At 72.7% G+C, this 17,573-nt stretch carries 17 protein-coding genes; 7 read left to right on the top strand and 10 right to left on the bottom strand.

Annotation, left to right across the window (positions count from 1 at the left end; genetic code table 11):
- Positions 1–21 precede the first annotated feature (21 nt).
- From ACZ6B8_RS09350 to ACZ6B8_RS09340, 3 genes are all read right to left on the bottom strand, one after another.
- Entirely contained in the window at positions 22–1,242 is a 1,221-nt protein-coding gene (locus tag ACZ6B8_RS09350; protein WP_471078043.1) for a cytochrome P450 family protein, read from the bottom strand.
- Between the two features lie 62 nt (positions 1,243–1,304).
- Positions 1,305–1,976: a response regulator gene (locus ACZ6B8_RS09345; RefSeq protein WP_471606799.1), complete on the bottom strand. Its 672-nt coding sequence runs from the start codon at positions 1,974–1,976 to the stop codon at positions 1,305–1,307.
- On the bottom strand, positions 1,973–3,298 hold the full coding sequence (locus tag ACZ6B8_RS09340) for a sensor histidine kinase (RefSeq protein ID WP_471606798.1): 1,326 nt from the start codon (positions 3,296–3,298) through the stop codon (positions 1,973–1,975). Before ACZ6B8_RS09340 ends, ACZ6B8_RS09345 begins: the two co-directional genes overlap by 4 nt.
- A gap of 157 nt (positions 3,299–3,455) precedes the next feature.
- Here ACZ6B8_RS09340 and ACZ6B8_RS09335 point away from each other — a divergent pair, with 157 nt between their 5' ends.
- Positions 3,456–3,662 carry a hypothetical protein gene (locus tag ACZ6B8_RS09335; protein WP_471606797.1) on the top strand — a complete coding sequence of 69 codons (207 nt, stop codon included), beginning with the start codon at positions 3,456–3,458 and terminating at the stop codon, positions 3,660–3,662.
- A gap of 41 nt (positions 3,663–3,703) precedes the next feature.
- Here ACZ6B8_RS09335 and ACZ6B8_RS09330 read toward each other — a convergent pair whose 3' ends face one another.
- Entirely contained in the window at positions 3,704–4,117 is a 414-nt protein-coding gene (locus tag ACZ6B8_RS09330) for a guanyl-specific ribonuclease (RefSeq protein WP_471078031.1), read from the bottom strand.
- Between the two features lie 213 nt (positions 4,118–4,330).
- Here ACZ6B8_RS09330 and ACZ6B8_RS09325 point away from each other — a divergent pair, with 213 nt between their 5' ends.
- Complete coding sequence (locus ACZ6B8_RS09325; protein ID WP_471078028.1) at positions 4,331–5,071, top strand: SDR family NAD(P)-dependent oxidoreductase; 741 nt, start codon at positions 4,331–4,333, stop codon at positions 5,069–5,071.
- A 132-nt stretch (positions 5,072–5,203) separates the two neighbouring features.
- On the opposite strand, the gene alc is transcribed toward ACZ6B8_RS09325, so the two are convergent.
- Both alc and allB read right to left on the bottom strand, forming a co-directional pair.
- Complete coding sequence (gene alc, locus ACZ6B8_RS09320; protein ID WP_471606796.1) at positions 5,204–6,319, bottom strand: allantoicase; 1,116 nt, start codon at positions 6,317–6,319, stop codon at positions 5,204–5,206.
- Positions 6,320–6,321: 2 nt separating this feature from the next.
- A complete protein-coding gene (allB, locus tag ACZ6B8_RS09315) occupies positions 6,322–7,695 on the bottom strand; it encodes an allantoinase AllB (RefSeq protein WP_471606795.1) in 1,374 nt (457 codons plus the stop codon).
- 367 nt (positions 7,696–8,062) lie between these two features.
- Here allB and ACZ6B8_RS09310 point away from each other — a divergent pair, with 367 nt between their 5' ends.
- The gene (locus tag ACZ6B8_RS09310) at positions 8,063–8,875 is read left to right on the top strand and encodes an IclR family transcriptional regulator (protein ID WP_471078020.1); all 813 of its coding nucleotides are present in this window, start codon (positions 8,063–8,065) and stop codon (positions 8,873–8,875) included.
- Positions 8,876–8,975: 100 nt separating this feature from the next.
- Here the strand turns inward: ACZ6B8_RS09310 and ACZ6B8_RS09305 are convergent, their stop codons facing one another.
- Complete coding sequence (locus tag ACZ6B8_RS09305) at positions 8,976–9,548, bottom strand: universal stress protein (RefSeq protein ID WP_471606794.1); 573 nt, start codon at positions 9,546–9,548, stop codon at positions 8,976–8,978.
- A gap of 99 nt (positions 9,549–9,647) precedes the next feature.
- Here ACZ6B8_RS09305 and yczR point away from each other — a divergent pair, with 99 nt between their 5' ends.
- Positions 9,648–11,123 (top strand): MocR-like transcription factor YczR, encoded by a 1,476-nt coding sequence (yczR, locus tag ACZ6B8_RS09300; protein ID WP_471606793.1) that lies wholly within the window; start codon positions 9,648–9,650, stop codon positions 11,121–11,123.
- A gap of 50 nt (positions 11,124–11,173) precedes the next feature.
- Here yczR and ACZ6B8_RS09295 read toward each other — a convergent pair whose 3' ends face one another.
- Positions 11,174–11,485, bottom strand: a complete 312-nt coding sequence (locus ACZ6B8_RS09295) for a DUF5955 family protein (RefSeq protein ID WP_471078012.1) — start codon at positions 11,483–11,485, stop codon at positions 11,174–11,176.
- Between the two features lie 221 nt (positions 11,486–11,706).
- Here ACZ6B8_RS09295 and ACZ6B8_RS09290 point away from each other — a divergent pair, with 221 nt between their 5' ends.
- Complete coding sequence (locus ACZ6B8_RS09290; RefSeq protein ID WP_471606792.1) at positions 11,707–12,417, top strand: nucleotidyltransferase family protein; 711 nt, start codon at positions 11,707–11,709, stop codon at positions 12,415–12,417.
- 226 nt (positions 12,418–12,643) lie between these two features.
- On the top strand, positions 12,644–14,263 hold the full coding sequence (aceB, locus tag ACZ6B8_RS09285; protein ID WP_471078006.1) for a malate synthase A: 1,620 nt from the start codon (positions 12,644–12,646) through the stop codon (positions 14,261–14,263).
- A gap of 87 nt (positions 14,264–14,350) precedes the next feature.
- Here the strand turns inward: aceB and ACZ6B8_RS09280 are convergent, their stop codons facing one another.
- Positions 14,351–15,256, bottom strand: coding sequence for a HipA family kinase (locus ACZ6B8_RS09280; protein WP_471606791.1), 906 nt, complete (start codon positions 15,254–15,256; stop codon positions 14,351–14,353).
- Between the two features lie 271 nt (positions 15,257–15,527).
- Here ACZ6B8_RS09280 and ACZ6B8_RS09275 point away from each other — a divergent pair, with 271 nt between their 5' ends.
- Positions 15,528–16,322, top strand: coding sequence for an SDR family oxidoreductase (locus tag ACZ6B8_RS09275; protein ID WP_471606790.1), 795 nt, complete (start codon positions 15,528–15,530; stop codon positions 16,320–16,322).
- A 48-nt stretch (positions 16,323–16,370) separates the two neighbouring features.
- On the opposite strand, the gene ACZ6B8_RS09270 is transcribed toward ACZ6B8_RS09275, so the two are convergent.
- Positions 16,371–17,549, bottom strand: coding sequence for a cytochrome P450 family protein (locus tag ACZ6B8_RS09270; RefSeq protein WP_471606789.1), 1,179 nt, complete (start codon positions 17,547–17,549; stop codon positions 16,371–16,373).
- Between the last annotated feature and the right edge of the window lie 24 nt (positions 17,550–17,573).

Genomic DNA, 17,573 nt, shown 5'->3' with positions numbered 1-17,573 from the left:
GCGGGCCGGGCCCCCCAGCCGCTACCACCGGACGGGGAGCCGCCGCACTCCTCTGATCAGGGTCCCCGGCAGCCACTCCCCCGGCGGACCGTCCGGGGCGAGGTCCGGGCAGCGTTCGAGCAGCGAGCCGAGCGCGATCCTCGCCTCCAGCCGGGCCAGCGGGGCGCCCAGGCAGTGGTGCAGGCCGTGCCCGAAGGCGAGGTGGCCCTGCGGGGCGCGGCGGATGTCGAAGCGGTCGGGGCCGGGGAAGCGGTCGGGGTCGCGGTCGGCCCCGGCCAGCGAGACCCGGACGACGGCGCCCGCGGGGATGACGGTGCCGCCCAGCTCGGTGGGCTCGGTGGCGAAGCGGTACGTGGCGCCCTCCACCGGCCCCTCGAAGCGCAACGCCTCCTCGATCGCCCCGTCGAGCAGGCTCATGTCGGCGCGCAGCGCGGCCAGTTGGCCGGGGTGGGTGAACAGGGCGTGCACGGCGTTGCCGATCAGGTTGACCGTCGTCTCGTGCCCGGCGATCAGCAGGATGAAGGCCATGGCGCGCAGCTCGGCGGGTGAGAGGCGGTCCCCGTCCGCGTCGTCCGTGGTGCGGATCAGCGAGCCCAGCAGGTCGTCGCCCGGCCCCGAACTCCGCTTCTGTTCGATCAACTCCCTCAAGTACCCCGAGAGTTCGACGAACGCCGCGCGCTCCGCCGCTTGGTCCGGCGACGCCACGACCCCGTTCGACATGCGGCGGAAGGCGGCGCGGTCGATGTCGGGCACGCCGAGCAGCTCGCAGATGACGGTGATGGGGAGCGGAAAGGCCAGCGCCTCGTGCAGGTCGGCGCGCCGGGTGCGCGCCGCGTCGCCCCCGGCGAGCATGGTGTCCAGGAGGTCGTCGGTGACGCGCTGGATCCGCGGGCGCAGGGACTCGACCCGGCGGGCGGTGAACTCGCGGGCGACGAGTTTGCGCAGCCGGGTGTGGTGGGGCGGGTCGGCGATCAGCAGATGGCTGCCGATCAGCTCCTCCTCGTGGAAGGCGAAGCCCGCGGCGGCCGAGGACTTGGCGAAGCGCGGGTCGGTGAGCGCGGCCCTGCACTCGGCGTACCCCACCACCAGGTAGGTGTCGAAGGCCTCTTCGGGAGGCGGCAGGCGGACGCGGTGGACGGGGCCGCGCGCGCGGAGCTCCGCGTAGACGGAGTGCGGGTCGTCCCTGAACCGCCTGCCGTACGGCGCCAGGTCGACGGTCTCCGTCGTGTCCGCCTTCGTCATACGGGCCTCCTCCGGGGTGCTCACGCCGGGTTCAACGTGCCGGCGCAGACGTTCGGTTCCCCTCAGAGGTCCCGGTCCAGCAGACCCGCGTCGTGCGCCAGCAGGGCGATCTGCACCCGGTTGTTGAGGTCCAGTTTCGTCAGGATCCGCGAGACGTGCGCCTTGACGGTGGCGACGCTCAGATACAGCTCGGCGGCGATGTCCGCGTTGGAGCCGCCGCGGCCGACCGCGACGGCCACCTCGCGCTCGCGCTCCCCCAGCGTCGCCAGCCGCTCCAAGGCCCGGCGTCTGCGGTCCAGTTGCGGATCCACCCCGGTCACCCGGGTGATCAGCTGCTGGGTCACCGTCGGCGAGAGCACCGGTTCGCCCGCGGCCACCGCGCGGACCGCCGCGACGATCTCGGCCGGCGCGGTGTCCTTGAGGACGAAGCCCGCCGCGCCCGCGCGCAGCGCACGCAGCACCTGCTCGTCGGCGTGGAACGTGGTGAGGACGATGACCTCCGGCGCGCCGGGACGCCGCCGCAGGGCCTCCGTGGCCGCGAGACCGTCCATCGTGGGCATGCGGATGTCCATCAGGACGACGTCCGGGCGGAGTTCGGCGACGAGCGGGGCGACCTCGGTGCCGTCGCCCGCCTCGCCGACGATCTCGATGTCGTCCGCGCCGCCGAGCATGAAGGACAGGCCGGCGCGCACCAGCGGATCGTCGTCCACGAGCAGCAGCTTGATCGGTTTCATGACGCCCACGGTAGCCAGGCCTCCAGGTGGAATCCGCCGTCGGGCCCGCGGGCGTGCGAGAGCCTGCCGCCGGCGAGCGAGGCCCGCTCGGCGAGCCCGATCAGGCCCTGCCCGGAGCCGGGCACCGCGGGCACGTCGCCGGGCGGCGCGGGGTTGCGCACGGTCAGGGTCAGGCCCGCGTCGGGCGTGCCGTCGACGGTCACGGTCACCTCGGCGCCGGGGGCGTGTTTGCGGGCGTTGGTGAGGCCTTCCTGCGCGATGCGGTAGGCGGTGCGGCCGAGGGCGGCGGGCACGGCCGCGGGGTCCTCGACGCGGCTGTCGAGGACGACCTTCATGCCCGCGTCGCGGGATTCGGCGACCAGCGTCTCCAGCGCGGCCAGCGTCGGCTGGGGGCGGCCCGCGACATCCGTCTCGCCGCCCCGCAGGACGCCGATCACCTGCCGCAGGTCCTGCAGCGCCTCGTGCGCGCTCTCCCGGATGACGCCCGCCGCCCGGGCGATCTCCGCGCGGGGCGCGTCGGGACGGAACTCCAGGGCCCCGGCGTGCACGCTGAGCAGGGTGAGGCGGTGCGCGAGCACGTCGTGCATCTCGCGGGCGATGTCCTCGCGGGCCAGGCGCTGGGCCTGCTCGGCGCGGAGCGCGGCCTCGTTCTCGGCGCGGACGGCGCGGTCGCGCAGGCTGAGCAGGAGCTCGCGGCGGGAGCGTACGAACATGCCCCAGCCGGTGACCGCCGCGCTCGCCACGACGCCGAACCCGACGGCGACGCCGTAGGGCATGTCGCGGTCGGGCCGCAGCCAAAAGGTCAGCGGGACCACCGCGATCGAGGCGCCGCCGATCCACGCGACGTACCGGAACGGCCGGTGCACGGCGAGCGTGAAGAGGGCCACGGCGGCCGCGCCGCCCGCCGTGTCCGAGGCCATGCCGACCGGCACCAGCGCGAGCGCGAGCCCGGCCGGCCACCGCCTGCGCAGCCAGACGGCGGCACACGCGAGCGCGCCGAGGACCTGGTCGAACTCGGCGTATCCCGGGGAGACATGCGGATTGGCGCTGACGGCGTCGGCGCCGATCATGCCGATGAGGACGGCGGCGCAGAAGCAGCTGAAGTCGACGAGCCAGTCGCGCGCGGTCCGCCTGGACCTGCGCCCCGCGCGGCCCGGATCGAACTCCCGGGCGACGGCCGAGGGCAGCGTCCAGGGACGGCTGCCGGGCAGGGGGCGGCCGTGGTCCAGGTGCCCGCCTCCCGGCGTGGACCCGTCGCCGTCCCGGGGGCCGCTCGCGGGCGCTCCGGGTTCGGGGCGCCGCGTGGGATCAGTGCCGCTCATGGTCGACAAATCTACGCACCCCTGGCGGTCCCGCCCGCGTCCCGCGCATGATCGTCGACCAAAGTCGCGCAGGTCACCGACTTTCGGACCGCCCGTGCACCGGATCCTCGCCCCGCGGCCGACGCCCGTGGCCGGGACGCGGGGCGAGGATCGCCTCATGAAGCAGCTACTGGAGTTTCTCGGTGTGATCCTGCTGGTCCAGGGCGTGGTCGGCCTGGTCAACAGGTTCTCCGGCGGACTGCGCGGCTGGGGTCTCGTCCAGCGCCTCGGCTTCCTCGACGGCTACGAGATCTACGCGAGCGTGGCCCTGATCGTGCTGGCGTGCGCGCTGTTCGCGGCCGTGCGGAGCGAAGGGACGGACTGAGTCCCCGTCCGAGACTCCCGTCCGAGACCCCGTCCGGCCGTTCAGCAGCCGCGGTCGACCAGGTCGAACGACGCGTAGTGGTCGGCGGTGTAGTAGTCCTCCTGGCTCTTCTCGCCGGTGACGACGCGGCGGGCGCCACGGTCCTGGGAGCCCGGCGTGATGACCGTGTACTCGTGGTAGTAGCCGGAGCCCTGCCGCGGCAGCACGTTCTCACGGTTCTGGAAGACGGTGCCGTCCTGCGGGAACGGGTAGGGGCCGCCCTTGTCGATCAGATCGAGCGTGTCGTGCGCCTGAGAGGGCAGCGCGGAGTAACAGATGTGACCGACCGCGGTGATCGCGTACGAGACCGGGGCGGTCGGGGCCGCGGTCGCGGTGGCCGCGGCGGGGCCGCCGAGGAGAAGGGCGGCGGCGAGAGCGGTGGCGCCGAGGAATCGGCTTCGTGGGGGGATTCGCATGGGTCCAGTGTGACGCGCGTAGAGGTTGGCGTGTCAACGTCAAGTCCGTGAAGTTTTCCGGGAGTTAACCGGCCACCACCACCCCCGCCACCCGCTGGACGGCGGCACGGCGGCCCCGCGGAGAACCATGTCCGATGGCCGCCAGCCGACGCCCCTCCAAACGACTTTCATTGAACCCGCAACCACTGGAAGTCCATCGGAAGAGGTTCGGACATGTCATCTCTCAACGGCAGGACGGCTCTGGTCACCGGCGGCAGCCGCGGCATCGGCGCGGCAATCGCCCTGCGGCTGGCCGCGGACGGCGCCGACGTCGCGATCACCTTCGTACGGAACGAGGACGCGGCCCGCGAAGTCGTCGCGAAGATCGAGTCGATGGGGCGGCGCGGGTTCGCCCTCCGTGCGGACGCGGCCGACGCGGGGGACGCGGCGGGCGCCGTGGAGCGCGCGGCCGACGATCTGGGGCGCCTGGACATCCTGGTCAACAACGCCGGCATCGGCGTGCTCGGCCCGATCGGCGATCTGACGCTCGGCGACGTCGACCGGGTGCTCGCGGTCAACGTGCGCTCGGCGTACCTCGCCTCGCAGGCGGCCGCGGGGCTGCTGCGCGACGGCGGCCGCATCGTCTCCGTCGGCACGGCGCTCACCCGGTACGCGGGCGGGCCCGGCGGCACCCTGTACGCGCTGAGCAAGTCGGCGCTGACCGGCATGACCAAGGCGTTGGCGCACGAGCTCGGCGGTCGCGGCATCACCGTGAACCTGATCCACCCGGGCCCGATCGACACCGAACTGAACCCGGCGGACGGGCCGTTCGCGGAGCCGCAGAGGAACAACACCGCGCTCGGCCGGTTCGGTTCGGCCGACGAGGTGGCCTCGCTGGTCGGTTATCTCGCCGGTGACGACGCCGCGTACCTCACCGGCGCCGAACTCGCCGTGGACGGCGGCCACTCGGCGTAACGCGGCACATGTGCCGTGTCGTGCCGTGCCGTGTCGGTGCTGTGTCGTGTCGCGGACAGGAGGGCCGCGGACGTGAGAGTGGGGCGCACCGGGGCTGTCCACCCGGTACGCCCCACGTTCGGGGGGGGCGGGTCAGCCGCCCAGCTCCTGGTGACGCGCGGCCAGCCTGGCCGAGCCGTCCTCGGTCAGCGAACCGAACAGGCGCAGCCGGGAGATGCCGCCGTCCGGGAAGATGTCGACGCGCACGTGCGTGCCGACGACCGGTGCGGCGAGGACGAAGCGGTGGTTGGTGTCGGGCTGCAGCCGGGTGCGGGGCAGCGCCTCGGTCCACTCGCCGCTCTCGCCGTCCCGGACGGAGAGGGCGGCCCAGCCGGCGGAGTTGCCCTTGAGGTAGGCGGTGTCGATCTCGACGACACGGACCTCGGCCTGCTGGACGAGCCGGTAGCGGATCCAGTCGTTGCCGTTGTCGCGGCGGCGGCGGGTCTCCCAGCCGTCGTCCATCTTGCGGGAGCGGCCCGGCTGGATGGTGTTGGTGGCCGGCGAGTAGAAGCGGTCGGAGGCGTCCTCGACCTGGCCGCCGTTCTCCAGGGCGACGACGTCGAACGTGCCGAGCGCGGCGAGCCACGCGGGGTCGGCGACGACCTCGCCGTAGACGCGCAGGCGGGCGATGCCGCCGTCCGGGTGCTGGTTGACGCGCAGGTGCGTGAAGCGCTGCTCGGCGTCGACGGCGAAGCCGTTGGCCGCGTGGCCGCCGACCGGCGTGCGCGGGACGACGGTCGTCCACTTCACGTCGTCGGCGAGGAGCTCCTCCGGGGTCGGCGAGCCGTCCACGCTGGTGCCCTCGACGGACACGGCCTGCGGGTAGTTGCCGCGGAAGTGGGCGGTGTCGATGACGATGCCGCGGATGACGCCCGGGGCGCCGAGCCGTACGAGCGCCCAGTCGTGGTCGTCCACCGTGGGCCAGGGGTGCTCGCCCGAGACGCCGCGTCGGCGGCGGGTCTCCCAGCCGTCCATGACCTTGCCCTTGTGGCCGAAGTGCTCGGGGTCGAACACGGCGGGGTGGGCGAGCAGCAGGTTCTCGCGCATCGCGAAGAACTCGTCGTTGGCGGCGATCACACCGGCGCCGAGCTGACGGTCGGCGAGGTTGGCGTACTGGGTGAAGGGGAAGTCGGCCGTGCGGTAGTCGGCGTAGGGCTCGCCGCCGCCGTAGGGGCTCGCGTCGCCGGTGAAGGAGGGTATCGCCGTCACGTTCAGTTGTTCCTTTCCAGAAGACGGCCTGCGGGTTCGCTGAACTCGCCGCCGTGCAAGATGCGTTCGCCGCGCAGCCAGGTCGACTTCACGACGCCGCTGAGGGTCTTGCCCGCGTACGCCGTGACCCGGTTCCGGTGCTGCAGCTCCGCGGGGTCCACGGTGAAGGTCTCGTCGGGCGCGAGGACCGCGAAGTCGGCGTCCCGGCCGGCCTCGATGGCGCCCTTCTGGTCGAGTCCGACCAGCTGTGCGGTGCGCGCCGACATCCAGCGCACCACGTCCTCGAGGGTGTGGCCGCGCTTCCTGGCCTCGGTCCAGACGGCGGGCAGGCTCAGCTGGAGCCCGGAGATGCCGCCCCACGCGGTCGCGAAGTCGTCGGTCTTCAGGTCGGCGGTGGAGGGCGAGTGGTCGGTGACGACGCAGTCGATGGTGCCGTCGGCCAGCGCCTGCCACAGCAGGTCCCGGTTGCCCTCCTCACGGATGGGCGGGCAGCACTTGAACTCGCTGGCCCCGTCCGGGACTTCCTCGGCGGTGAGGGTCAGGTAGTGCGGGCACGTCTCGACGGTCAGCTCGACGCCCTCGCGCTTGGCGGCGGCGATGAGCGGCAGCGCGTCGGAGGAGGACAGGTGCAGGACGTGGATCCGCGCGCCGATCCGCTTGGCGACGGCGATGAGCCCCTCGATCGCGGTGTCCTCCGAGATACGGGGCCGGGTCTGGAGGTAGTCCGCGTACTTGGGGCCGCTCTTGTGCGGGGCGGCGTCCAGCTCGTGCGGGTCCTCGGCGTGCACGATGAGGAGTCCGCCGAATCCGGCGATCTCGGCCATCGAGGCGGCGAGCTGGTCCTGGTCCAGCTCGGGGAACTCGTCCACGCCGGAGGGCGAGAGGAAGCACTTGAAGCCGTAGACGCCGGCGTCGTGCAGCGGCTTGAGGTCCTGCACGTTGTCGGGCAGGGCCCCGCCCCAGAAGCCGACGTCGATGTGCGCCTTGCTGCGGGCGACGTCCTGCTTGGTGCGCAGGTTGTCCACCGTCGTCGTGGGCGGCAGGGAGTTGAGGGGCATGTCGACGAGGGTGGTGATGCCGCCGGCGGCCGCGGCGCGGGTGGCGGTCCAGAAGCCCTCCCACTCGGTGCGGCCCGGGTCGTTCACGTGGACGTGCGTGTCGACGAGGCCGGGCAGCAGGACGTCGTCGCCGAGGTCCTCGAGCCGGGCGCCGGCCGGCACCGCGGCGTCGTACGCGGCGACGGCCACGATCTTCCCGCCGGAGACGGCGACCGAGGCGGCCCGCGTCCCGTCCGGGGTGACGACACGGGTCGAGCGGAGCACCAGCTCCACCGTCGCATCCAGCGCCGCGTCCACGTCCACGTCCTTGTCGGACACCCGCGTCCCCTCTCTGCTCTCTTCTCTTCCGCTACACAGACCTTTTGGTTCCGCTTAACGGAATTCAACGTTCTGTTGAAGGAGTTTTCACGCTTGCGTCCTCGGCGTCAAGGGTCGACTTCGCCACCCCGGAGATGGCACTCCTTGATTCCGGTACGGACTGGACGTTTCCACAACGTGGAATTAGAATTCCGCTCACCAGAACGTAGCTACGCACAACGCGAGCGCCGAGGGGTCGCGGGACAAGCGGGCGGAGACACGGACAAAGGCCCCCTGACCGGTGATGACGGCCCGCCGCGCGAGACCCTGCGCGAAGAACCGAACGGTAGGCTGCTTCCTTGCCCGCCAGCACCGAAAGGAACGCGCCGTGCCGACGTCAAGCGCCAGCGACGCCCCTGCTGAAATCGCCGCCACCAAGACCCCCGCCAGCGGTGGTGTCCAGTCCCTCGAGCGCGCCTTCGACCTGCTCGAGCGGATGGCGGACGCGGGGGGCGAGGTCGGTCTCAGCGAGCTCTCCGCCAGCAGCGGCCTTCCGCTCCCCACCATCCACCGCCTCATGCGCACGCTGGTCGCCTGCGGGTACGTGCGCCAGCAGGCCAACCGCCGCTACTCGCTCGGCCCCCGCCTCATCCGCCTCGGCGAGTCCGCGTCCCGGTTGCTCGGCACGTGGGCGCGGCCCTATCTCGCCCGGCTCGTCGAGGAGACCGGCGAGACGGCGAACATGGCGCTGCTCGACGGCGACGAGATCGTGTACGTGGCGCAGGTGCCGTCCAAGCACTCCATGCGCATGTTCACCGAGGTCGGCCGGCGGGTCCTGCCGCACTCCACGGGCGTCGGCAAGGCCCTGCTCGCGAACACCTCGCCGGACGAGGTACGGGCCCTGCTCGCCCGCACCGGCATGCCGGCCGCCACGGAGAAGACGATCACCACGCCGGAGGGCTTCCTCGACGCGCTGGAGGACGTGCGCCGCACGGGATACGCGGTGGACGACAACGAACAGGAAATCGGCGTCCGCTGCCTCGCGGTGCCGGTCCCGAACTCCCCCACGGCGGCGGCGATCTCCATCTCCGGCCCCGCGGGCCGCGTCACGGAGGCGGCGACGGACAAGATCGTTCCGGTGCTGCAGCAGGTGGCGGTGGAGTTGTCGGCGGCTTTGGTCAGCGCGGGGCCCGGCTCCTGAGCCTCGGGCGGTGTGCGGGCGGGCCCCCACCCGGCGCCCAGCGCACCGCCCCACGCCCAGCGCACCGCCCCACGCCCGGCGCGGCGCCCCCGCGCCGGGGTCAGTGGCTTGCCAGGGCGAAGTCTTGCGGGGTCATCCTGCGGAGGGTCCGGCGGAAGCCCTTCGGGGCGCGAGGGGCCGGGACCGTGAGGACCGCGCAGGACGCGTGCGTACGGACGTGACGCTGGGTCTGGCCCGTGCCGAGACGGCCGGCCCGCGCGCCCAGGACCAGGAGGTCGTCCGGGCGCGAGGCGAGCTCGCACAGCGCGGTGCCCGGGCGGGAACGGACCACTCGGCGCTCGACCCTGACGCCGGGCGGCGGGCCGCCGAACGCGGCGTCGAAGGCCCCGTCGAGGCGGGCCCGCGCCTCGCCGCACCAGTGCCGGGCCCACTCCGGGTCCGGATGGCGCAGATACAGCGCCTCCCCCTCCGGCGGCTCCCACGCGAGCAGCGCGACCAGAACCCGGTCCCCGCGCCGTGCCTGCTCCGCGGCGGCCCGCAGGGCCGCGAGGCTCGCGGGTGAACCGCTGACCCCCACCACGACGCGCCCGCCGCCCGCGCCCGATGGCGCAGCCGTCAGCTCCCTCTTCGACCGTTCCCTCTCGGCGTCCGCTTTCCTTCCGTGCCCTGACATCGGTGCCCCTCCCCAGGCCAAACAGTCGACTGAAGCTCTCCGGAACGGAGTCTGTACTCTGATTGGCCTGGGGAGCAGGGCCAATCGGCGGGAGTTGGCATGGGTGGGGTACATGTGGTCCAGACCGTGGACAGACGGCTCGGCAGCCGTCAGCTGGCCGGGTTGCTGACCGGTGTCTCCGGGGAGCGCCCCGGCTACCGCGCCCTCGCTCAGGGTGTCCGCACCCTGTTGCTCGACGGCCGCATCCCGCTGCGCACCCGGCTGCCCGCCGAGCGCGAGCTCGCCTCGGCGCTGGGGATCAGCCGGGCCACCGTCACGGCTGCGTACGACGTGCTGCGCGAGGGCGGTTACGCGCGCAGCCGCCGCGGGGCCGGCACCTGGACCGAGCTCCCGGAGGGAGGCCGGCCGTCCAACGTCGCGGCGTTCCCGGCCGGGGACGACATGCTGGACCTCGCGTCCGCCGCCCCCGGCGCACCCGAGGCGGAACTCTCCGAGGCGCTCGCGGCGGCCGGCGCGATGCTGGTCCGGCACGCGCCGACGCCGGGCTACCACCCGTACGGGATACCGGAGTTGCGGGCCGCCGTCGCCGACCGCTTCACACGGCGCGGGCTCCCGACCCTCCCCGACCAGATCCTGATCACCACCGGCGCGCAGCACGCCCTGTCCCTGACGCTGTCCCTGCTGGGCGGACAGGGCGACCGGGTGCTGGTCGAGAATCCGTCGTACCCGAACGCCGTCGACGCGATCCGCGACGCGCAGTTGCGGGCGGTCCCCGTGCCGGTCACGGAGGACGGCTGGGACAGCGGGCTCGTCGAGTCGTCGCTGCGGCAGGCGGCGCCCCGTATCGCCTACCTGGTACCGGACTTCCACAATCCGACGGGCAGTCTGATGCCGCGCGAGCAGCGGGTCCGCATCCTGGAGACGGCGCGCGCGACGGGTACGTGGCTGCTGATCGACGAGACCGTCGCGGACATCGCGCTGGACGTCCCTGCGCCGCCTCCGTTCGCGTCGCTCGCGCCGCACGGGACGGGCGAACAGATCGTGACCGTCGGCTCGTTGAGCAAGACGCACTGGGGCGGGCTGCGCATCGGCTGGGTGCGGGCGGGGTCGGGGGTCATCACCGAACTGGCGACCAAGCGCGTGCCGAGCGACATGGCGACGCCTGTCATCGAGCAGCTGGTCGCGCTCCATCTGCTGCGCGGCATGGACGGCGTGCTGCGCGAGCGACTGGCGCGACTGCGGGTGCAGCGGGACGCGCTCGCCGCGTCGCTGGCCCGCCATGTGCCGGAGTGGCGCTGGCAGTTGCCGCCGGGCGGGCTCTCGCTCTGGGTGGACCTGGGCCGCCCGATCGCGTCCTCCCTGGCGCGGGCGGCGCCGGCGCAGGGCGTACGGATCGAGGGCGGCTCACGCTTCGGCGCGGACCCGGGAACGCACGAGCACCGGCTCCGTGTTCCCTATGTGCTGCCACCGGAACGCCTGGATGAGGCGGTACGGCGCCTGGCGACCGCACTGGCCGGTGACCTGCGGAGCACCGGCGGCCCCACCGTCACCGGCCCCCGCCACTGGGTGGCCTGACCTGGAACAGCGCGTCGCGGGCCGCCCGGTCCAGCCCGTCCCCGAGGCGGCTAGCGCTCCGTCTCCCCGAACGTCTCCACCGCGCCCCGCACCCCCGCGAGGCCCGCGGCCAGCGCGCTGACGGAGCCGATCGCGCCGGCCACCAGGAGCAGGGACCTGCGCATCCGGGGGATCTCGGGGGCGCCGCCGTAGGCCATCTCCGCGAGCGCGGCCAGTTCGTCCTCGGCGATGCCGCGGTCGGTGAACTCCGCCGGGTGCGCGGCGAGTTCACGGCGCAGGCGGGACACGGCGGAGCGCAGCTCCGCCACTCTCGGGTCCTCGTCCTCGCCGTTCACTCGCCTCTGCTCCACACTCCGCAACACGGTTCTCCCCCTCGCACGTCTGGCGTGCGGCTGTTCTCGTGCATGTCCTTGCCGGTCCATCCGGTGCTGGTCGGGCACCTGAGGACCGCGGGTCAGTAAACCGTTCCCGATAGCGATGCGCCACTTTGCGAATGCTGTGACCGCTGTGACTTTTGTGGCGTCGCCGAAGGACGTGATCTCCGTCTCGAACACGGCGCCGCCGTTGGGTGTATCCAGGAGGCATGACGACTGAAGCGACGGACGCGCGGGCCGACGGGGCGGGAGAGACGGGAGGGGCGGGCGACGTCGTGGGGCTGCTGCTCGCCGCCGGTGGCGGGCGGCGTCTCGGGGGGCGCCCGAAGGCTCTGCTGGAGCACCGGGGGCGGCCCCTCGTGGAGCACGCGGTGCGGGTGCTGCGCGAGGCCGGGTGCGAGCGGATCCATGTCGTGCTCGGCGCCTCCGCCGACATCGTCCGCGCCCGCGCCTCGCTGCCGGGCTGCGTCCTGGTCGACAACCCGGACTGGGAGGAGGGCATGGGGTCCTCGCTGCGGGCCGGGCTCGTCTCGCTCCGGGACGCGGGCGCGCACACCGGCCCGGGGGGCGCCGCCCTCGTCTCGCTCGTCGACCAGCCGGGCATCGGCGCCGCGGCCACCGCGCGCGTGCGCGCCGCGTACCGCTCCCCCATGACGCTCGCGGCCGCCTCGTACGAGGGCCGGCGGGGCCATCCGGTCCTCTTCGGCTCCGGGCACTGGGCCGGGATCGCGGCGCGTGCGGTCGGTGACCGCGGGGCACGCGACTATCTGCGCGAGCACGCGGCGGAGATCGAGCTCGTGCCGTGCGGGGACGTCGCCGAGGAGTACGACATCGACACGGCGGAGGACCTCGTCCGGCTGGAGCGCGCCCCCAAAATCCTGGGCTCCGACCCGCCGGAGGCCCCGGCCCACGTGGAGTGACCGGCATGGCACTCAGCGACACGTTCTGTCGACGAAGAGAATCTCGACATCAACAAACCATTGAACTTCCACTATGAGGAAACTAGTATCCACTGACCAGAAGGCCCGTTCCCTCGGACGGGGCCCGCAGCCGTACCTCGGCTCCCGTGGCACCCAGTGCCACTGTGTCTGCCCGGCGGCTGGCCCGGCACCCGTCCGTGCAGCTCTCTGAAGGAAGTGACAGGACATGTCCGCACTAGCGCCGTCGCCGCTGGCCATCGTCGACGCAGAGCCCCTGCCCCGGCAGGAAGAGGTGCTCACCGACGCGGCCCTCGCCTTTGTGGCCGAGCTGCACCGGCTGTTCACGCCCCGGCGTGACGAGCTCCTCGCCCGGCGTGCCGAGCGCCGTGCCGAGATCGCCCGCACCTCCACCCTGGACTTCCTCCCGGAGACCGCCGCGATCCGCGAGGACGACTCCTGGAAGGTCGCCCCGGCCCCGGCCGCGCTGAACGACCGCCGCGTGGAGATCACGGGTCCGACCGACCGCAAGATGACCATCAACGCCCTGAACTCGGGCGCCAAGGTCTGGCTCGCCGACTTCGAGGACGCCTCCGCCCCCACCTGGGAGAACGTGGTCCTCGGTCAGCTCAACCTCACCGACGCCTACGAGCGCCGCATCGACTTCACGGACGAGCGCACCGGCAAGTCGTACGCCCTGAAGGACGCCGGCGAGCTGGCGACGGTCGTCATGCGGCCGCGCGGCTGGCACCTGGACGAGCGCCACCTCCAGGTCGACGGCAAGCCGGTCCCCGGCGCCCTCGTCGACTTCGGTCTCTACTTCTTCCACAACGCCAAGCGCCTCATCGAGCTCGGCAAGGGCCCGTACTTCTACCTGCCGAAGACGGAGTCGTACCTGGAGGCGCGCCTCTGGAACGACATCTTCGTCTTCGCCCAGGACTACGTCGGGATCCCGCAGGGCACGGTCCGCGCGACCGTCCTGATCGAGACGATCACCGCCGCATACCAGATGGAGGAGATCCTCTACGAGCTGCGCGACCACGCCTCCGGCCTCAACGCCGGCCGCTGGGACTACCTCTTCTCCATCGTCAAGAACTTCCGTGACGGTGGCTCGAAGTTCGTCCTGCCGGACCGCAACCTGGTGACGATGACGGCGCCGTTCATGCGCGCGTACACCGAACTCCTCGTCCGCACCTGCCACAAGCGCGGCGCCCACGCGATCGGCGGCATGGCCGCGTTCATCCCGTCCCGCAAGGACGCGGAGGTCAACAAGGTCGCGTTCGAAAAGGTCGAGAACGACAAGGACCGCGAGGCCGGCGACGGCTTCGACGGCTCGTGGGTGGCCCACCCGGACCTGGTCCCGATCGCCATGAAGTCCTTCGACGCGGTCCTGGGCGACAAGCCCCACCAGAAGGAGCGCCTGCGCGAGGACGTGCACGTCGCGCCGGGCGACCTGATCGCCATCGACTCCCTTGACGCGAAGCCCACGTACGACGGTCTGGTCAACGCCGTCCAGGTCGGCATCCGCTACATCGAGGCCTGGCTGCGCGGCCTCGGCGCCGTCGCCATCTTCAACCTCATGGAGGACGCGGCCACCGCCGAGATCTCGCGCTCGCAGATCTGGCAGTGGATCAACGCCGGTGTCGTCTTCGAGAGCGGCGAGACGGCGACCGCGGAGCTCGCCCGCAAGGTGGCGGCGCAGGAACTGGACGCCATCCGCGCCGAGATCGGCGACGAGGCGTTCGCGGCCGGCCAGTGGCAGCAGGCCCACGACCTGCTCCTCCAGGTCTCCCTGGACGCGGACTACGCGGACTTCCTGACCCTCCCGGCGTACGAGCAGCTGCGCTGACGTTCGCGCGTACATCGGCGCGTACGCAGCACCTCCGCCGAGGCCCCCGGCACCGCACAGCGCCGGGGGCTTCGGCGTGCCCGCGCGCTAACCGAGATGCGAGGACCAGTCCTGCTCGGCCGAAGGCTTCCCGTGCAGGTCGGGGACGCGCTTGAGCCAGGCGGGGCGGCCCTTCTCGGTGGCGGCGGCGCGGCGCGCGTCGGCGGCGGCGAGCTCTGTCCTGCTGGGGAAGTCGGTGGGCAGCCAGGCCGCCGATGCGCGGGCACGGGCCAGCAGGAACTCCACGTACGCGTCGCGCACTTCGGCGGGCGAGGCGAACCCCGGCTCGTCCGCCAGCCACGCGTCCGGCACGAGAGCGACGATCTCGCGCAGCGCCGACTCCGTGACGAGGGGCGCCAGTTCGGCGTCGGCGGCGGCCGTGTCGGGGGCGTAGCCGCCGAGGGCGTGGTGGCGGAAGTCGTACGCCTTGTCCGGCGCCGTCGCCCCCCAGCGGTGGTGGAAGACCAGGGCGGCGCCGTGGTCGATCAGCCACAGGCGCGGTGCGTGGACGCCGAACGTGGGCCAGATCATCAGGTTCGAGCTGTGCACCGTGCGGTCGACGTTCGCGGTGAGGGCGTCGAGCCACACCACCTTGCCCGCCTCCAGCGGGTCCACGGCCAGCGCCTCGGGGGTGAAGTCCGCGGCGCCCGGCAGCAGGTCCATGCCGAGGTTGACCCCGGCGCTCGCGCGCAGCAGGTCCTGGACCTCCTGGTGCGGCTCGTCGACGGCGACCGCGGGGTCGAAGTCGACGAGGACCAGCTCGGGAAAGCGCAGCCCGAGGCGGCGCGCCAGCTCACCGACGATGATCTCGGCGACGAGCGCCTTGCGGCCCTGGGCGGAGCCGGTGAACTTCACGACGTAGGTGCCGAGGTCGTCGGCCTCGACGACTCCGGGGACGGAGCCGCCGGTGCGCAGGGGCTCGACGTACCGGGTCGCGGTGACTTCTCTCAGCATTTTCCCAGGACGCCCCTCTCTTCAGCCATGCAATGGTAACCGAGGGTGATCGCGGCCGCCGAGTGTCCGGGTGCTCGGGTTCCCGGGCTCCCGCCACGGCCGGGACCACGCCGAGCCGAACCATCGCCCCGCATTGCCTGGAGCGCGCTCCAGGGCCATAGCGTTGCGACAGCTCACCGAATAACCGCACCCCAACACCCCCAACGTGTCGACGCGTCGACGCGTGGTCCCGTATGCCCCAGTCCCGCACACCCCATTGGAAAGGCGCCACATGGTAGAGACCCCGTTCACCACGCATGCAGCACTCTTCGATCTGCGCGGAAAGCGCGCACTCGTCACCGGTGGTACGCGAGGCATCGGAATGATGATCGCGCGTGGCCTGCTCCAGGCGGGCGCTCGCGTGGTCATCAGCGCACGCACCGCGGAAGCGTGCGCTCTGGCGCAGGAACAGCTGGCCGAATTCGGCGAGGTGCGGGCCATCCCCGCCGACCTCTCCCGTCACGACGAGTGCCGGCGCCTGTCCGACCTCGTCACCGCCGACTCGGAGCGCCTCGACATCCTCGTCAACAACGCGGGCACCATGTGGGACGAGCCGCTGGAGACGTTCCCGGACGCGGCCTGGGACACGGTCGTCGACCTCAACCTGAAGTCGCCGTTCTGGCTGGTCCAGGCGCTGCTGCCCGCGCTTCGCAGGGCGGGCACCGCCGACGATCCCGCGCGGATCATCAACATCGGCAGCATCGCCGCCCTCCACATCCCCCACCGGCCCAACTACTCGTACTCCAGCAGCAAGGCCGCGCTGCACCACCTCACCAGAGTGCTCGCCAGGGAGCTGGGGCCGCAGCACGTCACCGTGAACGCCGTGGCGCCGGGACCGTTCCCGTCGACAATGATGGCGGCGACCCTCGACGAGTTCGGCGAGGCGATCGCGGCGTCGGCCCCACTGCGGCGGATCGGCCGCGACGACGACATGGCGGGTGTCGCCGTGTTCCTCGCCGGCCGGGCGGGCGCATACCTGACCGGTGCCGTGATCCCGGTCGACGGCGGCATCGCCACCACCGCGTAGACCTCGTTGATGGTCCTGCCCGTCAGGACGCGGAGAACTGACGTGGTGTCACGCCCGCAGGGGAAGCGTCGTCAGGCCGCGGACCAGGCGGGTGTGGCGCCAGGTCAGGCGGTCCGGCGGGGTCGCGAGGCGGACGGCCGGGAAGCGGGTCAGCACCGCTCTCAGCGCGATCTCCGCCTCCGCCTTGGCCAGCGGAGCGCCCACGCAGCGGTGGATGCCGTGGCCGAAGCCCAGGTGGGCGGCGGCGTCCCGGTCCAGGTCGAGGTGGTCCGGTGCCGGGAAGCGCGCCGGGTCGCGGTTGGCCGCCCCCAGGGCGATCTGGACCGGGGCGCCGGCCGGGATCTCCGTGCCGCCCAGCGTGACGGGCTCCGTGGTGAAGCGGAAGGTGGCCGTGCTCACGGGGGCGTCGAACCGGAGCAGTTCGTCCAGGACGGCGGGGACGGAGTCCGGGTCCTCCCTGAGGCGGGCCAGGTCGGCGGGGCGGCGGAGCAGCGCGAGGAGGGCGTTGCCGAGGAAGTTGGTGGTCGTCTCGTGTCCGGCCACGAGCAACAGGACCGCCAGGGAGACCAGTTCCCGCTCGCTCAGGCGGTCGTCGCCGTCCCGGGCCGCGATGAGCCCGTCGAGGAGCGAGCCGCCGGGGCCGCAGCGCTTGGCGGCGATGAGGTCCGTCATGTAGTCGGCCAGGGAGTGCGACGCCGCGTCGATGACGTCCGGCGCCCCCGCCGTGAACAGCTCGGCGGACCAGCGCCGCACCCGGGACCGGTCCGCCTCCGGAACGCCGAGCAGCTCGCAGATGACGACGACGGGCAGCGGCACCGCCAGACCGGCCACGAAGTCGAACGGCTCTCCGGCGTCCCACCGGCCCAGCAGATCGTCGGTGACGGCAGTGATGAAGGGGCGCAGTTTCCGCACGGCCCCCGTCGTGAACGCCTTGGTCACCAGCCCCCGCAGCCGCGTGTGTTCGGGCGGGTCGGTGGCCAGCATGTGGTGGGCGACCGCGGGGTGCAGCCGGCGCCGTGACCCCTTGTCCGCGAAGAAGACGGCGGTGTCCTTCGACAGCCGGGCGTCGGCGAGGGCCTCCCTGGCCTCGGCGTATCCGGTGACCACGTAGGCGTGCCGCCCTCCCGGGCCGGCGGGTACGCGCTGCACCGGGCAGGCGGACCTCATCGCGGCGTACGCGGGATAGGGGTCCTGGAGGAAGCGGGGGTCCTGGGTCGGGTCGGTCACGCTCTCATTCTCGTCCACCGGCCG

It is taken from the genome of Streptomyces sp. NPDC041122 (assembly GCF_055592445.1).
The sequence above is the reverse complement of the archived record's forward strand: the minus strand, read 5'-3'. Positions and strand labels throughout refer to the sequence as shown.

Coding starts and splice junctions, on each gene's coding strand:
- ACZ6B8_RS09330 (WP_471078031.1), bottom strand. CDS start 4,117: ATGCGAATCCCCCCACGAAGCCGATTCCTCGGCGCCACCGCTCTCGCC.
- ACZ6B8_RS09290 (WP_471606792.1), top strand. CDS start 11,707: ATGACGACTGAAGCGACGGACGCGCGGGCCGACGGGGCGGGAGAGACG.
- ACZ6B8_RS09325 (WP_471078028.1), top strand. CDS start 4,331: ATGTCATCTCTCAACGGCAGGACGGCTCTGGTCACCGGCGGCAGCCGC.
- ACZ6B8_RS09275 (WP_471606790.1), top strand. CDS start 15,528: ATGGTAGAGACCCCGTTCACCACGCATGCAGCACTCTTCGATCTGCGC.
- ACZ6B8_RS09345 (WP_471606799.1), bottom strand. CDS start 1,976: ATGAAACCGATCAAGCTGCTGCTCGTGGACGACGATCCGCTGGTGCGC.
- ACZ6B8_RS09335 (WP_471606797.1), top strand. CDS start 3,456: ATGAAGCAGCTACTGGAGTTTCTCGGTGTGATCCTGCTGGTCCAGGGC.
- aceB (WP_471078006.1), top strand. CDS start 12,644: ATGTCCGCACTAGCGCCGTCGCCGCTGGCCATCGTCGACGCAGAGCCC.
- ACZ6B8_RS09305 (WP_471606794.1), bottom strand. CDS start 9,548: ATGTCAGGGCACGGAAGGAAAGCGGACGCCGAGAGGGAACGGTCGAAG.
- ACZ6B8_RS09340 (WP_471606798.1), bottom strand. CDS start 3,298: ATGAGCGGCACTGATCCCACGCGGCGCCCCGAACCCGGAGCGCCCGCG.
- yczR (WP_471606793.1), top strand. CDS start 9,648: ATGGGTGGGGTACATGTGGTCCAGACCGTGGACAGACGGCTCGGCAGC.
- ACZ6B8_RS09280 (WP_471606791.1), bottom strand. CDS start 15,256: ATGCTGAGAGAAGTCACCGCGACCCGGTACGTCGAGCCCCTGCGCACC.
- ACZ6B8_RS09350 (WP_471078043.1), bottom strand. CDS start 1,242: ATGACGAAGGCGGACACGACGGAGACCGTCGACCTGGCGCCGTACGGC.